The organism is Nocardia sp. NPDC051570 (genome assembly GCF_044454005.1).
Taxonomy (GTDB): domain Bacteria; phylum Actinomycetota; class Actinomycetes; order Mycobacteriales; family Mycobacteriaceae; genus Nocardia.
In genome coordinates this window covers 268,211-289,934 of sequence record NZ_JBITDI010000008.1, presented here as the reverse complement: position 1 = coordinate 289,934, position 21,724 = coordinate 268,211, and the positions used below count along the sequence as shown (strand labels likewise).

General features: G+C 68.1%; 21 protein-coding genes. 12 read left to right on the top strand and 9 right to left on the bottom strand.

What is annotated here, in order from left to right; translation table 11 throughout:
- Positions 1-3: 3 nt before the first annotated feature.
- The 4 genes from ACIA76_RS22355 to ACIA76_RS22340 are packed head-to-tail and all read left to right on the top strand — an operon-like array spanning position 4 to position 5,312.
- Positions 4-1,569: a hydantoinase/oxoprolinase N-terminal domain-containing protein gene (locus ACIA76_RS22355; protein ID WP_397153770.1), complete on the top strand. Its 1,566-nt coding sequence runs from the start codon at positions 4-6 to the stop codon at positions 1,567-1,569.
- Positions 1,559-2,653 (top strand): DUF917 domain-containing protein, encoded by a 1,095-nt coding sequence (locus ACIA76_RS22350; RefSeq protein ID WP_397153769.1) that lies wholly within the window; start codon positions 1,559-1,561, stop codon positions 2,651-2,653. Before ACIA76_RS22355 ends, ACIA76_RS22350 begins: the two co-directional genes overlap by 11 nt.
- The gene (locus ACIA76_RS22345) at positions 2,650-3,744 is read left to right on the top strand and encodes a DUF917 domain-containing protein (protein WP_397153768.1); all 1,095 of its coding nucleotides are present in this window, start codon (positions 2,650-2,652) and stop codon (positions 3,742-3,744) included. The genes ACIA76_RS22350 and ACIA76_RS22345 overlap by 4 nt, the downstream gene beginning before the upstream one ends.
- On the top strand, positions 3,741-5,312 hold the full coding sequence (locus ACIA76_RS22340; RefSeq protein WP_397153767.1) for a helix-turn-helix domain-containing protein: 1,572 nt from the start codon (positions 3,741-3,743) through the stop codon (positions 5,310-5,312). The genes ACIA76_RS22345 and ACIA76_RS22340 overlap by 4 nt, the downstream gene beginning before the upstream one ends.
- Before the next feature lie 4 nt (positions 5,313-5,316).
- Here ACIA76_RS22340 and ACIA76_RS22335 read toward each other — a convergent pair whose 3' ends face one another.
- The gene (locus ACIA76_RS22335) at positions 5,317-5,814 is read right to left on the bottom strand and encodes a DUF3830 family protein (RefSeq protein ID WP_397153766.1); all 498 of its coding nucleotides are present in this window, start codon (positions 5,812-5,814) and stop codon (positions 5,317-5,319) included.
- Positions 5,815-5,834: 20 nt separating this feature from the next.
- A complete protein-coding gene (locus tag ACIA76_RS22330; protein ID WP_397153765.1) occupies positions 5,835-7,076 on the bottom strand; it encodes an aspartate aminotransferase family protein in 1,242 nt (413 codons plus the stop codon).
- Between the two features lie 195 nt (positions 7,077-7,271).
- Between ACIA76_RS22330 and ACIA76_RS22325 the strand changes: the two genes are divergently transcribed.
- A complete protein-coding gene (locus tag ACIA76_RS22325) occupies positions 7,272-8,642 on the top strand; it encodes an NAD-dependent succinate-semialdehyde dehydrogenase (RefSeq protein WP_397153869.1) in 1,371 nt (456 codons plus the stop codon).
- A complete protein-coding gene (locus tag ACIA76_RS22320) occupies positions 8,639-9,715 on the top strand; it encodes a tartrate dehydrogenase (RefSeq protein WP_397153764.1) in 1,077 nt (358 codons plus the stop codon). The genes ACIA76_RS22325 and ACIA76_RS22320 overlap by 4 nt, the downstream gene beginning before the upstream one ends.
- On the opposite strand, the gene ACIA76_RS22315 is transcribed toward ACIA76_RS22320, so the two are convergent.
- A complete protein-coding gene (locus tag ACIA76_RS22315) occupies positions 9,705-10,355 on the bottom strand; it encodes a metal-dependent transcriptional regulator (RefSeq protein ID WP_397153868.1) in 651 nt (216 codons plus the stop codon). The two genes, ACIA76_RS22320 and ACIA76_RS22315, sit on opposite strands and share 11 nt — an antisense overlap.
- 259 nt (positions 10,356-10,614) lie before the next feature.
- Here ACIA76_RS22315 and ACIA76_RS22310 point away from each other — a divergent pair, with 259 nt between their 5' ends.
- The 4 genes from ACIA76_RS22310 (at position 10,615) to ACIA76_RS22295 (ending at position 16,036) form a co-directional block, all read left to right on the top strand.
- Positions 10,615-11,586, top strand: a complete 972-nt coding sequence (locus ACIA76_RS22310) for a bifunctional riboflavin kinase/FAD synthetase (protein ID WP_397153763.1) — start codon at positions 10,615-10,617, stop codon at positions 11,584-11,586.
- Between the two features lie 160 nt (positions 11,587-11,746).
- The gene (gene rpsO / locus ACIA76_RS22305) at positions 11,747-12,016 is read left to right on the top strand and encodes a 30S ribosomal protein S15 (RefSeq protein ID WP_397153762.1); all 270 of its coding nucleotides are present in this window, start codon (positions 11,747-11,749) and stop codon (positions 12,014-12,016) included.
- A gap of 365 nt (positions 12,017-12,381) precedes the next feature.
- Positions 12,382-14,646 carry a polyribonucleotide nucleotidyltransferase gene (locus tag ACIA76_RS22300; protein ID WP_397153761.1) on the top strand — a complete coding sequence of 755 codons (2,265 nt, stop codon included), beginning with the start codon at positions 12,382-12,384 and terminating at the stop codon, positions 14,644-14,646.
- A gap of 76 nt (positions 14,647-14,722) precedes the next feature.
- On the top strand, positions 14,723-16,036 hold the full coding sequence (locus ACIA76_RS22295) for a M16 family metallopeptidase (RefSeq protein ID WP_397153760.1): 1,314 nt from the start codon (positions 14,723-14,725) through the stop codon (positions 16,034-16,036).
- 69 nt (positions 16,037-16,105) lie between these two features.
- Here the strand turns inward: ACIA76_RS22295 and ACIA76_RS22290 are convergent, their stop codons facing one another.
- Positions 16,106-16,438, bottom strand: coding sequence for an ArsR/SmtB family transcription factor (locus tag ACIA76_RS22290; protein ID WP_397153759.1), 333 nt, complete (start codon positions 16,436-16,438; stop codon positions 16,106-16,108).
- A 92-nt stretch (positions 16,439-16,530) separates the two neighbouring features.
- Here ACIA76_RS22290 and ACIA76_RS22285 point away from each other — a divergent pair, with 92 nt between their 5' ends.
- Both ACIA76_RS22285 and ACIA76_RS22280 read left to right on the top strand, forming a co-directional pair.
- Positions 16,531-17,730, top strand: a complete 1,200-nt coding sequence (locus ACIA76_RS22285; RefSeq protein WP_397153758.1) for an MFS transporter — start codon at positions 16,531-16,533, stop codon at positions 17,728-17,730.
- 42 nt (positions 17,731-17,772) lie between these two features.
- Positions 17,773-19,347 (top strand): pentapeptide repeat-containing protein, encoded by a 1,575-nt coding sequence (locus tag ACIA76_RS22280; protein WP_397153757.1) that lies wholly within the window; start codon positions 17,773-17,775, stop codon positions 19,345-19,347.
- Between the two features lie 4 nt (positions 19,348-19,351).
- Here the strand turns inward: ACIA76_RS22280 and ACIA76_RS22275 are convergent, their stop codons facing one another.
- Genes ACIA76_RS22275 through ACIA76_RS22255 form a run of 5 tightly spaced genes read right to left on the bottom strand, consistent with a single transcriptional unit; the run spans position 19,352 to position 21,712 of the window.
- Positions 19,352-19,870: a hypothetical protein gene (locus ACIA76_RS22275; RefSeq protein WP_397153756.1), complete on the bottom strand. Its 519-nt coding sequence runs from the start codon at positions 19,868-19,870 to the stop codon at positions 19,352-19,354.
- Positions 19,867-20,325 carry a F0F1 ATP synthase subunit B gene (locus tag ACIA76_RS22270; RefSeq protein ID WP_397153755.1) on the bottom strand — a complete coding sequence of 153 codons (459 nt, stop codon included), beginning with the start codon at positions 20,323-20,325 and terminating at the stop codon, positions 19,867-19,869. Before ACIA76_RS22270 ends, ACIA76_RS22275 begins: the two co-directional genes overlap by 4 nt.
- 4 nt (positions 20,326-20,329) lie before the next feature.
- Positions 20,330-20,590 carry an ATP synthase F0 subunit C gene (gene atpE / locus ACIA76_RS22265; RefSeq protein ID WP_397153754.1) on the bottom strand — a complete coding sequence of 87 codons (261 nt, stop codon included), beginning with the start codon at positions 20,588-20,590 and terminating at the stop codon, positions 20,330-20,332.
- Between the two features lie 43 nt (positions 20,591-20,633).
- Complete coding sequence (gene atpB, locus ACIA76_RS22260; protein ID WP_397153753.1) at positions 20,634-21,350, bottom strand: F0F1 ATP synthase subunit A; 717 nt, start codon at positions 21,348-21,350, stop codon at positions 20,634-20,636.
- Positions 21,347-21,712, bottom strand: coding sequence for a hypothetical protein (locus ACIA76_RS22255; RefSeq protein ID WP_397153752.1), 366 nt, complete (start codon positions 21,710-21,712; stop codon positions 21,347-21,349). Before ACIA76_RS22255 ends, atpB begins: the two co-directional genes overlap by 4 nt.
- Positions 21,713-21,724: the final 12 nt, after the last annotated feature.

Genomic DNA, 21,724 nt, shown 5'->3' with positions numbered 1-21,724 from the left:
CCCATGCGCATTGGCATCGACGTCGGTGGAACCAATACCGACGCGGTCCTGATGGACGGAGCGGAGGTCGTATCCACTGTCAAGACGCCGACCACCGAGGATGTCACCTCCGGAATCATGACCGCACTGGGCGAACTCGAACGCGGTTCCGGTGTGAACCCCGCGGACGTGCGGGCGGTGATGATCGGCACGACGCATTTCATCAACGCTCTTGTCGAGGCGAACCGGCTCGCGCCGACCGCGGCCCTGCGCCTGGGATTGCCGGCGACCGCCGCGCTGCCGCCGATGGTGGACTGGCCGGCGTCGCTGGTGCGGGCCGTGGCGGGGCGGCCGTATCTGTGCCACGGCGGATTCGAATACGACGGTCAGCCGATCTCGGAGCCGGATGAGAACGAAATCCGTTCGGCCGCACGCGATATGCTCGACCACGGGGTGCGCAGCGTCGCGATCTCCTCGGTGTTCTCGCCGGTCAGCGCGGAGCACGAGATGCGCGCGGCCGAGATCATCGCCGCCGAGGCCCCCGATATGATGATCAGCCTGTCGCATCAGATCGGCCGGCTCGGCCTGCTGCAGCGGGAGAATGCCACGATCATCAACGCCGCGCTGGTGGAGATGGCCGCGCAGATCGTGGACGGACTCGCCGTCGCGGTGCGCGGCGCGGGCGTCGAGGCGCCGCTGTATCTGAGCCAGAACGACGGCACCCTGATGGAGATCCATTACGCCAGAAAGTATCCCGTGGCGACCTTCGCCTCCGGGCCGACCAATTCGATGCGCGGCGCGGCCTTCCTGTCCGGCCTGTCCGACTGTGTGGTGGTCGATGTGGGTGGCACCACGACCGATGTCGGTGTGCTGCACCGAGGTTTCCCCAGGGAGGCGGCGACCGAGGTGGTCGTCGCCGGGGTGCGCACCAACTTCCGGATGCCCGATGTCGTCTCCATCGGACTCGGCGGCGGCTCGGTGGTGCGCGAATCCGGTTCGCTGGGTATCGAAGTCGGCCCCGACAGCGTCGGCTACCGGCTCACTGAATCCGCGCTGGTCTTCGGCGGTGACGTGCTCACCGCGACCGATATCGGCGTGGCCGCGGGCGTTCTCGACGTCGGCGACGCCGCGCGGGTCCGGCATCTGTCCGGCGATTTCGCCAAGCGGGCGCTGGGCACCATCGAGGCGAAGATCGGCCAGGTGATCGATCGCATGCGGACCTCGCGCGAGCTGCCGCCGGTGGTCGTGGTCGGAGGCGGTGAATTCCTGGTGCCGGACACCCTCGACGGCGTCGACGGGGTGCATCGCACCGAGCATTTCGCGGTCGCCAACGCGATCGGGGCGGCCATCGCGCAGATCGGCGGCGAGGTGGACCGCATCTACCCGATGGAGCCGGGGCGGCGCGACGCGGTGCTCGATGCCGCCAAACAGGAGGCGGTCGACCGTGCGGTCGCCGGTGGCGCCGATCCCGACCGCGTGGAAATCGTCGAGGTGGACGAGGTGCCGATCGCCTACCTGCCCGGAAACGCCACCCGCATCAGGGTCAAGGCGGTCGGCGACCTACTGCTGACGAGTCGCCGTGGGATATGAACTGAGAGTGGAGGATCTGCCCGACCTCGCCCGCGGCGCCGCGCTGCTGGGCACCGGGGGCGGGGGTGATCCCTACCTGGGACGGATGCTGGTCGAGCAGGAGTATCTGCGCGGGCGCACGGTCGAGCTGATCGATCCGGAGGAGATCGCCGCTGACGCACTGGTGATTCCGACCGCCGGGATGGGCGCGCCGACGGTGCGGATCGAGAAGCTGCCGCGCGGCACCGAGGCCGCCCTGGCGTTGCGGACCCTCGAACGACATCTCGGCCGCCGCGCCGACGCCACCATGCCGATCGAATGCGGCGGCTCCAATTCGATGGTTCCGCTGCTGGTCGGCGCCCAGCTCGGGCTGCCGGTGGTGGACGCGGACGGGATGGGCCGGGCCTTTCCCGAACTGCAGATGCTGACCTTCGGCATCTACGGAATCCTGGGCTCGCCCATGGCATTCAGTGGCGCGCGCGACGAACACGGCATCCTCGACACCGGCACGGATAACGTGCGGCTGGAACGGATCGCCCGCAGTGTGACGGTGCAGCTGGGTGGAACGGCCAATATCGCGCACTATTCGATGAGCGGTGCCCAGGTACGGCGCACGGCCATCCGCAATACGCTCACGCTGTCGCTGCGCGTGGGTCGCTGTCTACGCGAAAGCCGTGAGCGGCACCGTGATCCGCTGCAGGCGCTGACCGCGTTGTTCAAGGAGACCGCCTACGGCCATGCGGCGCCGGTCTGTACGGGCCGGATCGTCGACGTGGAGCGCCGCACCGTCGGCGGATTCGCGCGCGGCCGGGCGCTGATCAAATCGTTCGCCGACGAGTCGATGCTGGAACTGTCCTTCCAGAACGAACATCTGCTCGCCCGCGTCGACGGCCGGGCGCGGGTCATGGTGCCCGACCTCATCACGGTGCTCCATGCCGAGACCGCCGAACCGATCACCACCGAGGCGCTACGCTTCGGCCAGCGGGTGACCGTCTACGCGATCGCCGCGCCGCCGATCATGCGCACACCCGAGGCCCTCGCCGTATTCGGGCCGCGCGCATTCGGTTTCGATATGGACTTCACTCCGGTGGAGGAATTGGCATGAGCATGAATGTCGAGAAGCTCGCCGCCGAGGATGTGGACTGTCTGGAGCGCGGGGCGAGCCTGCTCGGTTCCGGTGGTGGGGGTGACGCCCACCTGAGTGCGTTGTGGCTGAGCCAGGAGCTGTCCGGCGGCGCCGAGGTCCGCGTGATCGATATCGACTCGCTCGAGCGGGGCTGGGTGCTGGTGCTGTGCGCATTCGGCTCGACCGCGTCGGTCGCCATCGAGAAACTGCCGTCGGGGGGCGAGCTGCGCCGCTGCGTCAGCTCCGCCGAGCGTCAGCTCGGCGCGGCCGTCGATGCCATCGGCGTGCTGGAGATCGGCGGCAGTAATGCGTTGATGCCGTTCATCGCCGCCGCGCAGACCGGAAAACCCGTGGTGGACGGCGATCTGATGGGCCGCGCGTTCTCCCGGCTGGATCAGACCGTCGTCGCCGCGCACGAACTCACCGGCGCGTGGGTGGCCGCCGAGGCGGGCGGCGCGGCCGTGATCGTCGACGGGGTGGACGCCCGCACGGCCGAGCGCGTCATGCGCGGTGCGCTGACAGGTTTGGGCGGCTGGGCGGTGCTGGCGTATCCGCCGATGTCGGCGCAGATGTATCGGCGGGTGGCCCTGCCCGGCACGGTGAGCGATGCCATCGGACTGGGCCGCCACCATCGCGACGGGGTCCAGGTGGGCGACGACGGTGACGCGCTGGCGGATCGGCTGGGCGGCGATTTCCTGGGCCAGGGCACGGTTCTCGAGGTCTATCGGTACGAGGGCAACGGATACGCCAGCGGCAGCGTCGCCGTGCGAACCGTGGACGGGCGGCGGGTGCTGCGCGTGGAGATGCAGAACGAATACTCGATGGTGCTGCGCGACGGTGAGGTGGTGGCCACCACCCCGGACGTGATCTGCCTGCTCGACGTGCACAGTAGACGGCCGATCCAGACCGGCGAGGTGCGGCGCGGCCACGAGGTGGCGGTGCTGACCCTGCCGGTCCCCGCTCGGCTGTGGCAGCCGGATATCCTGCCGCGACTGGCGCCGCGCGCCCACGGTGTGAATGCGGATCCTGTTCGGACACAAGCGAATCGACCCAGGAGGCTCACACGGTGAAGGCAACACCCGGCCCCGTGTCGTTGCGGCAGCTCGTCGCTCACCCGGTGCTGGCCGGGTCACGCATCGTCGGTGGTCCGGTCGTGGATACCGTAGTGCGCCGCGTGCATGTGCGTTCCGGCGTCGACGCCGCCGGGCTCGGGGACGGCGATCTGATCGTCGTTGCGGGACTTGTGGATTCGACCGGCTGGCAGGTCGAGGCCGGGATTCGCCGATGCGCGCTGGCCGGTGTCGCGGGTCTGGTGTTGCCGGGCGGCTCGCGCGGACCGCTCGCCACCAGCGTGGTGCTCGCGGAGCGGCTGGCCCTGCCGCTGGTGTTGCTGCCCGAATCGGCCAGCCCGCACGATGCGGCATTGCGTCTGGCACAACTGGTGTCGACGCCCGAAGTGGTGCGGGCCGAACATGTGCTGGGCTTCCTGCGCCGCATCCACGGCCGGGCGGACAATCTGCATTCGGTGACCAAGGCCGCGTCCGAGGTATTGCAGGCCCCGGTCAGCGCGCTGAGCCCGGACGGCGAACTCGTGCACGGCGACCATTCACCCGCGGAGTTCCGCCGCGATCTGGCGCTGCCGCAGGTCGTCGTCGAGGGCGAGCTCACCTTCGTGATCCATCCGGTCAGCACCGGTTCCGCGCCGCTGTGGATGGCCGCCGCGCTGCCGAGACCCGCTCCGGCACAGGTCGATATCGCCCAGGCGGTGCTGGCCACCGCCGAACCGTGGGTGCTGGCATGGCTGGCGACCCAGCGGCTGGATGCCGAGCGCGACGCCCGCGTGCGCACCACGCTGCTGTCGGATCTGTTGCGGTTGCGCGAGGAGGCGGGCCCGGTGCCGAGACATCGTGCCGCGATCCTCGGCTGGCGCCTGGACGGCTGGCATGTGGGGATCTACATGCGCCGGGTCAACGAATCGCCCTATGACAACCTCGGCGACCGCGACGAGATGCTGCGGGCATTGCAGGACAGCGGAATCAGCGGCCCGCTGGTCGAACAGTCCGACGGCTGGGTGGCCTGGTATACGGCCAAGGACGAGCCGTCGCCGCAGGTGGTCAACGGATTGCTGGGGTCGGTGCGCAGGGCGTTGGTGCGGTTGGGCTCTCGGATCGAGGTCGCGGCGGGCGTCGGGCGCGGTCATCCCGGCATCGGTGGTCTCGGCCGCACGATCGACGAGGCGCGCGAGGCCGCGTTATCCATCGATCCGACCACGTTGGACGTCATTACCGATACCGGCACCCGGGTCGCGCATATCGATACGCTCGGCGTCGGGCGGCTGGTCCGCGCCTGGACCCGATCGCGTCCGGCCCGCGCGTTGGCCAGCACCCTGCTCGCGCCGCTGGCCGATCAGGAACTGCTGCTGACCACGCTCGACGCCTATCTCGAGCATGAATCCTCGGTGGTGGCCACGGCCACCGCGCTCGGACTGCACCGCAACACCGTGGCCGATCGCGTCGCCCGGACCCAGCGCCTGCTCGGGGTCAATCTGCGCGATCCCGAGGACCGGCTGGCGGTCGAGCTGGCCTGCCGCACCCTGCGGCCCAAGGCCCGTAGGCCCCAACGGGATTCGATCCTCTGACCGCTCAGTCCGCGCGAGCGAAGGTCAGCGTCTCACCCTCCACCCCGCGCAGCCACAGGGTGTTGCAGGCGGCGGCGATATCGGCCAGGCCCTCCTCGATGGTGGCGAAGACGTTGCCGGGGACCCAGCCCATATCGCCGTTGATGAGCAGGTTGTTGCGGCCGTAGAACAGGGCGAGATCGGTCGCGCCCTGGGCGGCATGCGCGGTGGAGCCCGGGTCGTAGCCGTAGGCGGGGTTGCCGATCTCCCAGGGTTCGAAGTCGAACAGGCAGACATCGCCGGGAATCGGTGTGACCGTGGGGTTTTCGCGGTGCGGGGCGGCGGTGATGCGCGGGACGAGGGTGTAGACCTCGTTGCGGGCGTATTTGGCGTGGAAGGCGTCGCCCTCCTGGGGCAGTGCGTCCCAGACGGCGGCGCAGGTATGCGGGGCCTCGTCGTCGAGCAGGCGGGCGCGGCAGCTCACACCGGCCTTGGTGAGGGTGATCGTGAGATAGCGGGGCATCGGGATCTCCTTCTCGCGGTTCACAATTCGTCGAGGACGCCGGACCAGATCGCCAGGGCGTCGTCGACCTGTGCGGCGGTGACGATCAGCGGCGGGATCATGCGGACCACATTCATATGCGCACCGCAGGTGAGCAGCAGCAGACCCTTGTCCACCGCCAGCCGCTGGGCCGCGCTCGCGGTCGTGGTATCGGGTTCGCCGGTGGCCGTGGTGAATTCGGCGCCGACCATGAGACCCAGGCCGCGCACATCGCCGATCGCCTTGGTCGCGCGGGCGCGCACGCCCTCGATCAGCTGCCGACCCCGCTCGGCGGCATTGTCCACCAGCCCTTCGGATTCGATGACATCGATCGTCGCCAGCGCCGCGGCGCACGCGACCGCATTGCCGCCGTAGGTGCCGCCCTGGGAACCCGGCCAGGCCTTGGCCATCAGCTCCCGCGAGGCGGCGATGCCCGAGATCGGGAAGCCGCTGGCCAGACCCTTGGCGATCGTGACGATATCCGGGCGCACCCCGAAATGCTGATGTCCGAAGAACTTTCCGGTGCGGCCGAATCCGGTCTGGATCTCATCGAGTACGAGCAGGATGCCGTGCCGATCGGCGCGCTCGCGCAGGCCCTGGAAGAATCGGGTATTGCCGGGAACGTAGCCGCCCTCGCCGAGCACCGGCTCGACGATGAACGCCGCGGTCTCCGCCGGAGCGCTGAGAGTGGTGAGCAGATAATCCAATTCGCGCAACGCGAAGTCGGTCGCCTGCTCCTCGCTCCACCCGTACCGATAGGCGGTCGGGAACGGCGCGACGTGCACACCGGCCATGAGCGGGCTGAAACCGGCCGAGAACCGCGTTCCCGAGGTCGTCATGGTGGCCGCCGCCACCGTGCGGCCGTGGAAACCGCCATGGAAGACAACGACATTCGGCCGTCCCGTCGCCTGGCGGACCAGTCGTAGCGCGGCCTCGACCGCCTCGCTGCCGGAGTTGGCGAAGAACAGCGAATCCAGTCCGTCGGGCAGCACGGTGCCCAGGCGTTCGACGAGCGCGAGCATCGGGGTATGCATCACGGTCGTGTACTGCCCGTGAATCAGGCTGCCGACCTGGGCGCGGGCCGCCTCCACGACCGTCGGATGGCAATGTCCGGTGCTGGTGACACCGATTCCGGCGGTGAAGTCGAGATAGCGATTGCCGTCGGTGGCGTAGAGGTAGCAGCCCGCACCGCGCTCGACGGTGATCGGAGTGGCCTGTTTGAGAACGGGGGAGAGTGCCGTCATGGTGTACCGCCCGCGATTGTCTATTGTCGGATTGTCGACAATATGCATAACATGGCGGACAGGGTCGTAGCAATGGGTGAGGAGCGCGCGGTGATGCAGATCGACACGAGCCTGAATCCGGCCGAGCAGACCGCCATCGACAGCGTGCCCACCGGGCTGTATATCGGCGGGCGATGGCATCCGACCGCACGGACCATGCCGGTGCACGATCCGGCGACCGGACAGCTGCTGTGCCACGTCGCCGACGCCGGACCCGAGGACGGTCTGGCCGCCCTGAGCGCGGCCGCCGAGGCGCAGCGCGACTGGGCCCGCACACCGCCGCGCGAACGCGGCGATATCCTCATGCGCGCCTATCGCCACCTGCTCGCCGATCTGGACCGGCTGGCGCTGATCGCGACCCTCGAGATGGGTAAGCCGCTGGCCGAGGCGCGCGGCGAAATCGCCTATGCCGCAGAGTTCTTCCGCTGGTTCGCCGAGGAGGCGGTGCGCCTCGACGGCGGGTACATGCCCGCCCCGTCGGGCGGTTCGCGCTTCCTCGTGGCGCGTCAGCCGGTGGGTCCGAGCCTGCTCATCACCCCGTGGAACTTCCCGATGGCCATGGGCACCCGCAAGATCGGCCCCGCGCTGGCCGCGGGCTGCACCTGTGTGGTCAAACCCGCCGAGCAGACCCCGCTGTGCACCCTCGCGCTGGCGGGGATCCTGCACGAATCCGGGGTGCCCGCGGGCGTGGTCAACGTCGTCACCACCTCCGATCCGGGACGGCTGATGACGCCGATGATCCTCGACGAGCGTTCGCGCAAGCTGTCGTTCACCGGTTCCACGGCGGTCGGCAAGCGGCTGCTCGAACAGTGCGCGCGGACGGTCATGCGCACCTCGATGGAGCTCGGCGGCAACGCCCCGTTCATCGTCTTCGACGACGCCGATCTCGACGCGGCGATCGAGGGTGCGCTGGCGGCGAAGATGCGCAACATCGGTCAGGCGTGCACCGCCGCCAATCGAATCTTCGTGCAGCGCGGCGTGATCGACGAGTTCGGCCGTCGGCTCGCCGACCGGATGGCGGCGCTGCCGATGGGCCGCGGCACTGAATCCGATGTCGTGGTCGGCCCGCTGATCGACGGTGACGCGGTGGCGAAGGTGACCGATCTGGTCGCCGACGCCCGCGCACTCGGCGCGCGCGTGCTGACCGGCGGCGAACCCGTCGACGGCCCCGGAAACTTCTATCCCGCAACCGTTCTGGTGGACGTGCCCGATACCGCGCGCATGTGTCACACCGAGATCTTCGGCCCGGTCGCCGCGCTGATACCGTTCGACACCGAGGACGAGGTACTCACCCGCGCCAACGACACCCCGTACGGCCTGGTCGGTTACGTGTACACCGAGAGTCTGCGGCGCGGCCTGCGCGTCTGCGAGGCGCTCGAAACCGGCATGGTCGGACTGAACCAGGGCGTCGTGTCTAATCCGGCCGCGCCGTTCGGGGGTGTGAAGGAATCCGGGCTCGGCCGCGAGGGCGGTCTGGTCGGCATCGATGAATTCCTGGAGCTCAAGTACATCGGAGTGCAGCTTTGAACCATACGATCGCGACCATCCCCGGCGACGGCATCGGCGTCGATGTGACCGCCGAAGCGGTCAAGGTCCTCGACGCGGTGCTGCCGGGCATCACCTGGACCGAATTCGATTGGTCCTGTGAGCAATACCTGCGCACCGGCGCGATGATGCCGCCGGACGGCCCGGCGCGACTCGCCGAATTCGACGCGATTCTGCTGGGGGCCGTGGGCTTTCCAGGTGTGGCGGACCATATTTCGTTGTGGGGCTTGCTGATTCCACTGCGGCGAGCCTTCGGTCAGTACGTGAATCTGCGGCCGGTGCGGTTGCTGCCCGGTACCCGATCCGCGCTGAGCGACCGCACCGCGGCGGATCTGGACATCCTGATCGTGCGCGAGAACTCCGAGGGCGAGTACTCCGAGATCGGCGGCATCCACAATCCCGGCCGCCCCGAGGAATTCGTGCTGCAGGAGTCGGTGTTCACCCGGGTCGGCTGCGAGCGGATCATCCGCTACGCCTTCGAGCGGGCGCGTGAGCGCGACGGCCGGCTGTGTTCGGCGACGAAATCCAACGGCCTGATCCATTCGATGCCGTACTGGGACAGCATCTTCGAGCGCCTCGCCGCCGACTATCCGGATGTGACCATCCGGCAGATGCATGTGGACGCCCTCGCCGCGGAGATCGTGCTGCATCCGGACCGGCTGGATGTGATCGTGGCCTCGAACCTGTTCGGCGACATCCTGTCCGATCTGGCGGCGGCGGTCACCGGCGGACTCGGCCTCGCGCCCTCGGGCAATATCAATCCCCGGCGCGACGCGCCCTCGATGTTCGAGGCCGTACACGGCAGCGCGCCCGATATCGCCGGACAGGGCATCGCGAATCCGGTCGCGCAGATCCTCGCCGGGGCGATGCTGCTCGAACATCTGGGGGAGCGGGCGGCCGCGGCCGCGGTCGATCGCGCGGTCTGCGAGGTACTCGCCGAGGGCGCGGTGCGCACCCCGGATCTGGGCGGCACCGACACCACGGCACGGCTGGGCACGGCGATCGCCGAGCGCGCGGCCGAATTGGCCGGGAGCGCGGCCTCGCTCAGTGCGTGAGCCAGATGGCCTCGGCGGCCGGACTACCCAGATCGATGGTGCGATCGCCGAGCCGGATGGCGATCGTGCCCGCGAAGTCGCGGCGCTCCACGACCGCGATCAGGGTGTCCAACGCGATGCCCACCGAATCGAAGTAGCGCAGCATGGCCGGATCGAAATCGGCGATGCGGGCCACCCGGCCGGATTCGCCCGCCTCGAAGCAGCTGAGCTGACGGGCCGTCGGCGTGGGGACCGCGCCGTCGACCGATGGAATGGGATCGCCGTGCGGATCGCGATCGGGGTGGCCGAGTTTGGCGTCGATACGTTCGACCAGCGTTTCCGATACCGCATGCTCGAGCACCTCGGCCTCGTCGTGCACCTCGTCCCAGCCGTAGCCGAGTTCGTGCACCAGGAACGTCTCGATCAGCCGGTGCCGTCGGACCATCGCGATCGCGGCGCGGCGCCCGTTCTCGGTCAGCGTGATCGAGCCGTAGCGGGCGTGCTGGACCAGACCCTGATCGGCCAGCTTGCGCACCGCCTCGGACACCGTGGACGCCGAGACGCCGATGCGTTCGGCGAGCAGCTTCGTCGACACCTTCTCCTGCGACCACTCCTGAGCGGTCCAGATCACCTTCAGATAGTCCTGGGCGACGGACGACAGCACCGGCGCGACCGTCGCGGTACCGCCGTTGGATTCATGTGGCGCGGAGGGGTCGACCAGCTCGCGTCGCGTGGCGATGTCTCGTTTTCCGGGCACGTCCTCGAGCTTAGGCACACCTGCTCCGCTTTCCCACATCGGCACGCACGGCTCCGACGAGGGTGACACGGATATGACCAACCGCGAATCCGGGTGCTACCGCGTTGTGAACATCCGCACCGCCGAATGCTGTCCGTGACCCGCTTTGCGTAGGCTGCCGAGTGTGCAGAGATGGCGAAGTCTCGAGGAGATGCCCCCGGACTGGGGCCGGTGCGTGCTCACGATCGGGGTGTTCGACGGCGTACATCGCGGACATGCCCAGTTGATCGGCCGCGCCGTGAAATCCGCTGCGGCGCGCGGTGTTCCCTCGGTTCTGATGACCTTCGATCCGCATCCGATGGAGGTGGTGCGGCCCGGATCCCATCCGGCGCAGCTGTCCACTTTGACCCGGCGCGCGGAACTGGTGGAGGAGCTGGGCATCGATGTGTTCTGCGTCATGCCGTTCACCCACGACTTCATGAAGTTGACGCCGTCCCGCTATGTGCACGATCTGCTGGTGGAGAAGTTGCACGTGGCCGAGGTCGTGATCGGCGACAACTTCACCTTCGGGAAGAAGGCCGCGGGCACCGTGGAGACCATGCGGGAGTTGGGTTCCCGCTTCGGTTTCGAGGTCGACGGGGTGCGGCTGATCGGCGAGCACGCGGTCACGTTCTCCTCCACCTATATTCGGGCCTGCGTGGACGCCGGTGATATGGCCGCCGCGGCCGATGCGCTGGGCCGCCCGCATCGGGTCGAGGGTGTGGTCGTCCACGGCGATAAGCGGGGCCGCGAACTGGGCTTTCCCACCGCGAACATCGCACCGCCGATGCATGCCGCGATTCCGGCCGACGGGGTCTACGCCTGCTGGTTCACGGTGCTGAGCCCCGGCGCGACCATGGGCACCACGCTGCCGGGTAAGCGGGCGATGGCCGCGGTCTCGGTGGGCACCAACCCCACCTTCTCCGGCCGCTCCCGCACCGTCGAGGCCTACGTCCTCGACGAGGACATCGACCTGTACGGCCAATACGTGGCCGTCGACTTCGTCGACCACATCCGCGGCCAGCGCAAGTTCGCCTCGGTGGACGACCTGATCAAGGCGATGGGCCGGGACGTGGACCGCACTCGGAAGGTGCTCGCGGCCTCGGAGGAGAAGTAGCCGGCCCTCGGCGTGAGGTGGGTCACCGAAGCGGCCCCGATTCGGTGACTCGCAACGACTCCGGTAGGCTGGCTCGTCGGGTTTGCTGCGGTTCGCGGTGGCGCCCATCCGGAGCTTTCCGGACCTTCCGAGCGCGGACTGAAACATCAGGAGTGGATACGTGGCCCTGACCACCGAGCAGAAGACGGCCATCCTCAAGGAATACGGCCTGCACGAGAAGGACACCGGTTCGCCGGAGGCCCAGATCGCGATGCTGTCCAAGCGGATCGCCGATCTGACCGAGCACCTCAAGGTGCACAAGCACGATCACCACACCCGCCACGGTCTGCTGGGCCTGATCGGCCGCCGCCGTCGGCTCTCGAAGTACCTGCAGCGCAATGACATCGAGCGTTACCGCACGTTGATCGAGCGGCTCGGACTGCGTCGCTGAGCTACGCGACGTACGAGCTGCGGCAGGCAGTTGACAAGGCAGCCGACGGGGAGGCTTAGAATCTCCCCGTCGGCTTGTCGCGTGTGTGGGCCCTTCGGTCCCACGCGCAATGAGACGACACGGCCGTACGCACTCGAATTCGTGGCGTCGGTCTTCGGTAGTGGCCTTTCGGCACCACACATGTGCCGCCGGAGGGCTTCGATCGATGACCGCCTCCGCGTCGCCGATTCCAAGGGGAAACGGTCGGGTGTGCGCGTCGCAGCCAGGAGGGCTGTCGCGCGCCCGAGCCGGGTACGGCTGACAAATGCCGGATCGCGCCATCGGGGCGTTGGAATCCGGCGAGACGAGAGGTTGAGAACAGAAAGATGTCTGACACAGTGACGAGCTCTGCGATCGAGGTCGAGCCCGGCGTGTTCGAATCGGTCGCCCTGATCGACAACGGGACCTTCGGTACCCGCACCATCCGCTTCGAGACCGGACGCCTGGCCAAGCAGGCCGCCGGTTCGGTCGTCGCCTACCTCGACGACGAGACCATGCTGCTGTCGGCGACCACCGCCGGCAAACACCCCAAGGATCAGTTCGACTTCTTCCCGCTGACGGTCGACGTCGAGGAGCGCATGTACGCCGCGGGTCGCATCCCCGGCTCGTTCTTCCGTCGCGAGGGCCGCCCCTCCACCGATGCGATCCTGACCTGCCGCCTGATCGACCGCCCGCTGCGCCCGTCGTTCGTCGACGGCCTGCGCAACGAGATCCAGGTCGTGGTGACGGTCATGAGCCTGGATCCGAAGGATCTCTACGACGTGGTCGCGATCAACGCGGCCTCGGCGTCCACCCAGATCGCGGGCCTGCCGTTCTCCGGTCCGGTCGGCGGCGTGCGCGTCGCACTGATCGAGGGCCAGTGGGTCGCGTTCCCGACCGTCGAGCAGCTCGAGGGCGCCGTCTTCGACATGGTCGTCGCGGGCCGCGTGACCGACTCCGGCGATGTCGCGATCATGATGGTCGAGGCCGAGGCCACCGACCATGTCCTCGCCCTGATCGAGGGCGGCGCGCAGGCGCCGACGGAAACCGTTGTGGCCGAGGGCCTCGAGGCCGCCAAGCCGTTCATCGCGCGGCTGTGCCGGGCCCAGCAGGATCTGGCCAAGCTGGCCGCCAAGCCCACCGGGGAGTTCCCGGTCTTCCTGCCCTACGAGGACGATGTCTACACCGCCGTCGAGGGCACCGCGAAGCGTCCGCTCGGCGAGGCGATGTCCATCGCGAACAAGCAGGAGCGCGAGGACAAGATCGACGAGGTCAAGCTGGAGGTCCTGTCCACCCTCGCCCCCGACTTCGAGGGTCGCGAGAAGGAGATCGGCGCGGCGTTCCGCTCGGTCACCAAGAAGCTTGTGCGCCAGCGCATCCTGTCCGACGGCTTCCGCATCGACGGTCGCGGCCTGGCGGATATCCGCGCGCTGTCGGCCGAGGTCGCCGTGGTGCCGCGGGCGCACGGTTCGGCGCTGTTCGAGCGCGGTGAGACCCAGATCCTGGGCGTCACCACCCTCGACATGGTGAAGATGGCCCAGCAGGTCGACTCGCTCGGCCCGGAGACCTCCAAGCGCTACATGCACCACTACAACTTCCCGCCGTTCTCCACCGGCGAGACCGGCCGCGTGGGCTCGCCCAAGCGGCGCGAGATCGGTCACGGCGCCCTCGCCGAGCGTGCGCTGATTCCGGTGCTGCCCTCGCAGGAGGAGTTCCCCTACGCCATCCGTCAGGTGTCGGAGGCGTTGAGCTCCAACGGTTCCACCTCGATGGGTTCGGTCTGCGCCTCGACCCTGTCGCTGCTGAACGCCGGTGTGCCGCTGAAGGCCCCGGTCGCCGGTATCGCGATGGGTCTGGTCTCGGACACCATCAGCAACGACAAGGGCGAGCAGGAAGTCCGCTACGTCGCGCTGACCGATATCCTCGGCGCCGAGGATGCCTTCGGCGATATGGACTTCAAATGCGCGGGCACCCGTGAGTTCGTCACCGCGCTGCAGCTGGACACCAAGCTCGACGGCATCCCGTCGAAGGTGCTGGCCGGTGCGCTGAACCAGGCGCGCGACGCCCGTCTGACCATCCTGGACGTGATGGCCGAGGCCATCACCGCCCCGGACGAGATGAGCCCCTACGCCCCGCGCGTCACCGCGATCAAGATCCCGGTCGACAAGATCGGCGAGGTGATCGGGCCCAAGGGCAAGGTCATCAACCAGATCACCGAGGAGACCGGCGCCAACATCTCCATCGAGGACGACGGCACCGTGTTCGTCGGCGCGACCGACGGCCCGTCCGCGCAGGCCGCGATCGACGCGATCAACGCGATCGCGAACCCGCAGCTGCCGAAGGTCGGCGAGCGCTTCCTGGGCACGGTCGTCAAGACCACTGCCTTCGGCGCGTTCGTCTCGCTGCTGCCGGGTCGCGATGGCCTGGTGCACATTTCGAAGCTGGGCAACGGCAAGCGCGTCGGCAAGGTCGAGGATGTCGTGAACGTGGGCGACAAGATTCGCGTCGAGATCGCCGATATCGACAACCGCGGCAAGATCTCGCTCGTTCCGGTCGAGGACGAAGCGGAATCGGCCGACAACACTGCTGCGGCGGAGGCCGGTGCGGAGTAGAAAGCTCGGTGTGACGAAGAAGAAGTCAGCCGCCCCCTTGCTCGTCAACACCGAGCAGGGGGGTTCTTCTCTCCGAATGAGCGCGACAGATGCCCCGTTGGCGGACTCCGGTGTCCGCCGAACCGTGCTGCCGGGCGGCCTGCGGGTCGTCACCGAACATGTGCCGGGGGTGCGATCGGCCTCGATCGGCGTGTGGGTAGGGGTCGGTTCGCGAGACGAGACCCCGAGCGTGGCCGGCGCCGCGCACTTCCTGGAGCATTTGCTGTTCAAGGCGACCCCCACGCGGTCGGCGCTGGATATCGCCCAGTCGGTCGACGCGGTCGGCGGTGAGCTGAACGCGTTCACCGCCAAGGAGCAGACCTGTTACTACGCCCATGTTCTGGACGAGGATCTGCCGCTGGCGGTGGATCTGGTCTCGGATGTGGTGCTCAACGGACTGTGCCGAGCCGAGGACGTCTCCGTGGAGCGGCAGGTCGTGCTCGAGGAGATCTCGATGCGCGACGACGATCCTGAGGACACGGTCGGGGATTCGTTCCTGACCGCACTGTTCGGTGATCATCCGGTCGGGCGGCCGGTGATCGGGACCATCGAATCCATCGAATCGATGACCGCGGCCCAGCTGCACGGCTTCCATCTGCGGCGGTATCGCCCGGACCGCATGGTGGTCGCGGTGGCGGGCAACGTCGAGCACGAGCACACCGTCGAATTGGTGTACCGCGCCTTCGCCCATCACCTGGATCACACCCGCGATCCGGCGCCGCGGCGCGAGGGCCAGTTCCGCATGCGCACGCCACCGCAGCTGCACTGGATGCGCCGCGACAGCGAACAGGCGCATCTGGTGTTCGGGGTGCGCGCGTTCGGACGGCACGAGGGCGAGAAGCGCTGGCCACTGTCGGTGCTGAACACCGTGCTCGGCGGCGGCCTGAGTTCGCGGCTGTTCCAACGGATCCGGGAGGAGCGCGGTCTGGCGTACTCGGTGTACTCCGGCGTCGATACCTTCGCCGACACCGGCGCGTTCTCGGTGTACCTGGGCTGCCAGCCCGAAAACCTCGGCGAGGTCGCGAGTCTGGCGCGCGGCGTGCTCGAGGAGGTGGCCGCCAACGGCATCACCGACGCCGAATGCGCCCGGGCCAAGGGTTCGCTGCGCGGCGGACTGGTACTCGGACTGGAGGATTCGGGTTCACGGATGAACCGGATCGGCCGCAGCGAACTCAGCTACGGCAACCATCGCAGCGTATCGGAGACGCTGTCGCGGATCGATTCGGTGACCACCCAGGAGGTCTCGGCGGTGGCACGTACGCTGCTGGCCCGCCCGGTCGCGGTCTCGGTCGCGGGGCCGTACCGCCGGTCCCGTGAACTTCCGGCCTCGGTGCGCAGGCTGGTCGACTGAGTTCGGAAGGTACTTCGGGCCGTACTCGTAATCACCTGGTGCACAAGCAGACGATCGAGTGGGGACGGATCAGTCGGGCGAGCCGTGGGCGTGGTTGGCCGCGCCCACGATCGCGTGCAGCAGCCCGGGCATGGCCTCGTCGACCTCGTCGGTGCGCAGGCGCGCGTAGGTGTGGCCGTCGGAGACGATGCGTTCGGTGATGCCCGCTTCGCGCAGAGTCTTCAGGTGATGTGTCGCGGTCGACTTGTTGATCGTGTCGTAGAGCAGGCCGCAGCGCATCGGCTCGCCGGCGTTGCTGAGCCGGCGGACCATTTCGAGGCGCACGGGATCCTGCAGTGCGCTCAGCACCGCCTGCACCGTGCCGACCGGAAATGATTCGACGATCGCGTGAGAGTTCGTCATGATCTACCTCACTACCGGTTCGATGGGAATCGAACCGAAATCGGGAGTGTTGAGTTCGATCAGAATCAAACTTACCTGATGGAGAGGGATCGATGGCAGCGACTATGGCGGTTGCCCCCGCTGAGAGGGCGACCAAGCCCTGGGCCTATGCACTGATCCTCGTCGCCAGCGGGGTGGCACTGGGGGTGTCCGGCGTGCCCGCCCCGCTGTACGGCATCTACCAGAAGCAATGGAACTTCTCCCCGCTCACCACCACGATCGTGTTCGCGGTGTACGCGATCGCCGCGCTGGCCGCGGTGCTGGTCTCGGGCAAGATCTCCGACGCCGTGGGCCGAAAGCCGGTGCTGCTGGGCGCATTCGCCACGATGGTGCTCGGCCTGGTGGTGTTCCTGTTCGCCGATAACGTCGCGATGCTGCTGCTCGCGCGGGCGCTGCACGGCATGGCGGTCGGCGCGACGGTGGTCGCGGGTGCGGCGGCGCTGCTGGATCTGCGGCCCGCCCGCGGCGCGCGGTCCGGACAGCTCACCGGTGTGGCGTTCAATGTCGGTATGGCCGTGGCGATTCTGGGTTCGGCCCTGCTGGCGCAGTACGTTCCGCATCCGTTGCGCACGCCCTATGTGGTAATCACGGTGGTGTGCCTGGCGATCGTGGCCGGTGTGATCGCGATGGAGGAGACGCACACCGCGCGCGTGGCCGGACCTATCCGGATCGCGAAACCGGCTGTGCCGCAGGAGATTCGGGCCGATTTCTGGTTCTCCGCGCTGGGTGTGATGGCGGCCTGGTCGGTGCTGGGCGTGCTGCTGTCGCTGTATCCGGGTCTGGCCGCGGCGAAGACCGGGGTGCACAATCTGGTGTTCGGCGGGGCGGTCGTCGCCTCGACGGCCACCGCGGGTGCGCTGGCGCAGCTGTTCGCGACCGGCATTCCGGCGCGACGGGCGGCGATCGCCGGTGATACCGGGATGGCGATCGCGCTGTTGCTGACGATTCCCGCACTGGCGACCCACAATTGGGCGGTCGTGTTGATCGCGAGCGTGGTGCTCGGCGGCACCTTCGGGCTCGGCTTCGGTGGATCGCTGCGGCATCTGTCGAATGTGGTGCCGCAGCATAAGCGCGGGGAGACCATGTCGGCCTACTACCTGCTGGCCTATACGGCGATGGCGTTGCCGACGGTGCTCGCGGGCTGGGCGGCCACGACCTGGGGGATGGATACGGTGTTCCCGTGGTTCGTCGTGGTGGTCGCGCTGGCGTGCCTGGGCGCGGCGGGTATGGGAGTGCGCGGCAGCCGCGCCTGACTCGCCCGGGGCCGCCGCCCGCGTGAACGACCGTGGCAGACAATGGGACTGCTGGTCGGACTGCGGGTCGGCGGCCCGCCCGGATACGATGCGGCTATGTGGTGGCGGGGGAGGTTCGGCGCTCGGCTCAACCGCAGGGTGCAGCGCTCGGCGCTGTTGTTGTCGGTGATGTTCGCGGTGACCGGCGGGCTGGCGATCGCCGCGGTCACCTGGTGGTTGCTGTGGTTGGCGCTGGGTGCGCGGGCGGAGACGCCGAATCAGTTGGATCTCACCAAGATCGCGCTGTCGGTAGCGGCCGGGGTCGGCGCCGCGGTCGCGTTGGTGGTGGCGTATCGGCGGCAACGCGATTCCGAACGCAGCCGCTTCGCCGAGCTGTTCGGCGCGGCCGCAAGGCAATTGGGCGATCCGGATGTGGCGGTGCGGATCGCGGGTGTGTATGCGATGGCCGGAGTGGCCGACGAATTCGGGGCGGTGAGCAGGCGTCAGCAGTGCATCGATGTGCTGTGCGGCTATCTGCGGCTGCCCTATGAACCCGATGCCGGTGCGAATCATCTCGTCTCCCGCACCGAGACCGTGGACGGTGCGTCGAAGGTCGAACTGCGCTACCAGTTCCGGCAGAACGACCAGGAGGTGCGGCGCGCGATCGTGGATGTGATCGTGGCGCATCTGCGGCCCTCGGCCGAGATCTCGTGGTCGGATCGGGATTTCGACTTCGCGGGCGCGGTGCTGGAGAGCTGCGATTTCCGATATGCCGTATTCGCCGGGGAGCGAACGTATTTCGCGCGGACGGTATTCATCGGACCGCGGCCGACGACGTTCGAGTACGCGCGATTCATCGGGCGTTATATCTCCTTCCGGGACGCCGAGTTTCGCGGCGAGCGGACGCTGTTCCGGCAGACCGAATTCGCGGCGCGCGAGGGCGGGCGGTCCGAGCGGCGCGGGCGCGGCGTGCGGTTCGAGGGTGCGCGGTTCGACACCCTGGTCTCGTTCGAACGGGCCGTCTTTCGTGGGCCGGAGGTGTGTTTCCGTGGTGCGGCCTTCGCCGATGTGGCCCAGTTCGGGCAGGCCCGATTCCGCACCGAGCTCACCGATTTCCGTTCGGTCGTATTCGCCGGTGAGCAGACCGAGTTCACCGCGGTGCGTTTCCACGGCGCGACGACCACCTTCGAGAACGCCACCCTCGACGGCACCCGAATCCGCTTCGACGACACCGAATTCGCCGGTCCGGTGATCAGTTTCAAAGACGTCCAGTTCTATGCGGGCCGTATCATCTTCGCCGCCACTCGCTTCGGCGTCCGCTCGCGCTGGCGTCAGGGCCCGCCAGTGCGCACCGATTTCACCGGCGCCGAGTACCACGGCACCGTGTCCTTCGACGATGCGATCCTCGACGGCCGCACGGTGGACTTCACCGGCGGCGACTTCTTCGGCGAGATCTCCTTCCGCCGAACCGCGTTCGCGGCGGCCGAGATCGACTTCTCGCGCCCCCGGTCGTGGGTGGGCACCGAATTCTTCTGGGATCCGGACCCCTCGCTCAAACCGGCCACCGTGAAGCCGGATCCGTGGCCGCCGGTCCCGGCCGCACCCCCGCCCGGCGATGCGGACGGGAGTGCGGACTGACCGATTACTTCGTCGTCGCCGCCAGTTCCTCGAGGAATCGGTCGATACTCGCCGATCTGGCCCGGGGCGAGTCGAGGCGTTCGCGGACCACGGCCTCGGTCCGGTCGAGCGCCGCGACGGTGAGATCGTGGCCGATATCGTGGCGTAACTGCCGCCGCACCTGCGCGACCCGATCCATGCCGTGCCTGCGCACCCGGTCGACCTCGGCGGCCGCGGTCTTGCGGACCTCCGCGACGATCCATTCGGCGTCGGCGCGCGCCTCTCGATGGATATCGGCCACCTCGGCCTGCGCCGTCGCGGCCGCCTCGGCGAAGGCGCGTTCGGCGGCGGCCAAGCGGTTTGCGGCCTCCGCGCTGTCGGTCAGCTGATCGCGAATCGTGTGCTGTGCCCGTGCCATCATCGACTTCGCCGGCGGCACAACCCATTTGAGGAGTGCGCCGATGATGACCGCGAAGCCGAAGAGCTGACTCAGGAATACCGGCCAGTTCCAGGCGATGTCGTAGATACCGTCCCGGTCGTTCATGTGCCGCCACCTCCGATCACTCGGTCCGCCAGATCCCGGGCCAGCGGATCGATCTGCCCGCGCAGCCGTGCCGTCGTCGCATCGGCGTGGGCTCGCAGCTCGATCGTGGCCCCGGCCACCATCTCGTCGGATCGTTCCCGGGCCTGTTCGCGCGCCGCGATCAGGATCGCCCGGCCCTCGACCCGCGCCTGGTCCCGCAGCCGCGCGGCCTCGGTACGGGCCTGTCCCACCGAGGACCGATACCGGTCCTCGGCCGCCGCGAAGACCTCCCCGGCCCGCCGCGCGTCGGCGGTGGTCCGCTCGACGCGGGCCTCGCGCTCGACGAGCACCTCGCGGATCGGCGGGACCACGAAGAGCCAGATGATCGCGAGGGTGATCAGGAAGATCGACAGTTCGACGAAGAAGGTGCCGTCGGGGATCAGGAAGTTCTGTCCCGCAAGGATTTCCGTGGTCATGGCATTACTTGCCCGGTGCCGCGAAGGCGAACAGCGCCATGAATGTCAGATTGATGAAGTACACGGCGTCGACCAGGCTGACCGCCATCAGATAGTTGCCACGCAGCTTGCCCTCGGCCTCCGGCTGCCGGGAGACGCCGTTGATCAGCGCCGAACCCGCCATTCCGTTGCCGTAGCCCGCGCCGATCGCGCCGCCGACCATCATCAGTCCGCCCGCGATCAGCGCCGCGGCCTGGATGATCGTCGCATGGGTCACGTCAGTCATATCTCTATTCCTTCTCTTCGTTGAACAGGAATGTGGTTGTCACTCAGTGGTTTTCGCGCGCGGTGGCTTGACCGAAGTAGAGGATGGTCAGCAGCGCGAAGATGAAGGCCTGGATGAGCCCGACGAACAGGTCGAACAGCTTCCACGCGGCATTGGGCCCCCAGCTGAGCCAGGCCGGGAGCATGGCGATCACCGAGATCATCACCCCGCCCGCGAACATGTTGCCGAACAACCGCAATGCCAGCGACAGCGGTTTCGCCAGTTCCTCGATGATGTTGATGATCACCATCGGTCCCCAGCCCATATGCCCCTTCAGCACCTGTTTCACATGTCCGAGCGGTCCGCGCCGCGCGATCCCCGCAGCCTGGTAGCAAACGAATACGAACAGTGCGAGGGCGTAGGTGAAGTTGACATCCGCCGCAGGCGGTCCGATCAACTCGCCGTCGCCGTACTGCACCGGCAGCACCGACAGCCAGTTCGACAGCAGCACGAAGACGAACAGCGCCACCGCCAGCGGCAGCACGAACGGCGAGAGCTGAAGTCCGACGGCGTTTTCGACCTGAGCGCGCAGCTGCACCGTCACGGTCTCGAAGAACAGCTGGACCCCGTTCGGGACGCCGGAGGTCAGCCTGATCCGCAGATAGAACGCGAGTCCCAGCACGACTCCGGCGGCGACCCCGGTGGCGAGGATGGTGTCGACATGGAAGTCCATCCCGAACACTCGCGCCGTTTCATGGTGTCCCACTTCGACTTTCGTCATCGCGCACCGCGCAGCACCGGCACGGCCACCCGCAGCGACGCGGCGAGCTGAAAGGCCACCAATCCGAACAGGATTCCGAATCCGTCGGGCCGGGTCAGCACGCTCACGACCAGCGCCGACGCCGTGATCGCGAACAACCGCAATCCGGTCGTCGCGGCCAGCCACTGCTTGCCCGACCAGAGATCACCCGAGATTCGCACGGCCGCAACGCGCGTCAGCCACGCATTCGCCCAGCCCAATGCCATTCCGGCGCAAAGAAATACACCCATCAGAAGCCGATCCGCGAACCCGGCCACCGCGAGAACCACGATTCCCGCTGCGACGAAGCCGATGATCGGACGGCGGTCCACGCTGACCGTCATATGCCCTCCCGT